Origin of the sequence: Vibrio sp. 10N.222.46.A1 (assembly GCF_041473595.1) — a bacterium.
GTDB lineage: Bacteria > Pseudomonadota > Gammaproteobacteria > Enterobacterales > Vibrionaceae > Vibrio > Vibrio tasmaniensis_A.
Map to the genome: position 1 here is coordinate 1 of NZ_JBFRSN010001018.1, position 1,327 is coordinate 1,327.

The window sequence follows — 1,327 nt, forward strand, 5'->3', positions numbered from 1 at the left end:
AATGGTTAGTTCGTTTTTTTGAGATTCTGCTAAGAGCGCTAGCTCATTTGATGCCTGTAGTGTTTGATTAACTGATGAAACGTTCTGCTGTACCAAATCGAAAGCTCGTACTGCGTTTTTTGAAATTTCTTCAGTGACGTTGTATTGCTGTTGGGATGCATTGGCTACGAGTGTATTTATATTAGAGATTGACTCGATTGTTGTAGATATCTCTTCAAATGAAGACTTTATCTGATCAGCTAGAAATACGGATTTCTTGATTAATAACACGTTCTCTCCCATATTCCGGTTCGCTTTTTCAGATTGAATTTGCAATTTTTCGATGATACCTTTAATGCTGATGGTGGAGGTTTGCGTCTTTGAGGCTAAGTTCCTTACCTCATCAGCGACTACAGCAAACCCTCGTCCAGCTTCACCGGCTCGGGCTGCTTCTATTGCAGCATTGAGTGCTAGTAAATTTGTTTGTTCTGAGATGGCGTTTATAACCTCTATAACAGTTCCGATCTCCTCCGCAAATTCACTCAACTCTTCAATAATTCGAGCTGTACTACTAACTGAGTTATTAATTTCATTGGTAAAGTTTAGGTTTTCATTCAATATTTTGATACCATGTTCAACATTATTTTGGCTTGCTCGTGTTTCTTCTTCGGCCATTGTTGCTTTATCACTTACTTCTAGTGAGGATGTCGAAAGCTCGTTAATAGCAGTAGATATCTGTTCAACTTGAGATAGTTCATATTGAACGTTTTGTATTGTATCTGACATAACTACAGTGAGTTGTTGTGAGGCAGATGAGACATTCTCTGCAATTCCATGTGAATTTTTAATCAAATTAGATAGTTGTTCAGAAAAATTAATGAGTGAACGATATATCCCTGTTTCATTCCCTGTTTTTTTTATATTTTGACGAAGATTTCCTTTAGCCATGGATTCCATCAACAAAGCAATATCTTTAGGAGAACCGCCAACAGGTTTTAAGACCAATATGTGTATAATAAAAAATAAGATACCAATAGAAGAAATTATACACAGTAATCCGGTGAGTATAGAGATGAAAACTTGGTCATTAACTCCTTTGTTTATAATATTATCTTTGGTAAAAATTACATACTCCCACCCGTTGATATCTAGTTTGCTCCAAAAAGCAGTATAATCTACATCTTTTCGTCCGATTCGATTTTTATATGATAATTCTGGGTGGTTATTATCAAATTTTTTAAATGTAGGGTTTTCTAAGAATATATTACTTCCTACTTGTTCTTTATTAGGTGAGGTTATTATTGTCCCTTCTTCCGTATATAGGAAAACATCGTCTCTACCTATAATA

The 1,327-nt window shown here is 35.2% G+C and carries 1 protein-coding gene; it reads right to left on the bottom strand.

Annotated elements, in window-relative coordinates:
• Window positions 1-1,327: methyl-accepting chemotaxis protein (locus tag AB4496_RS23240; protein ID WP_372132125.1), on the bottom strand; the 1,327-nt coding region annotated here is incomplete at both ends.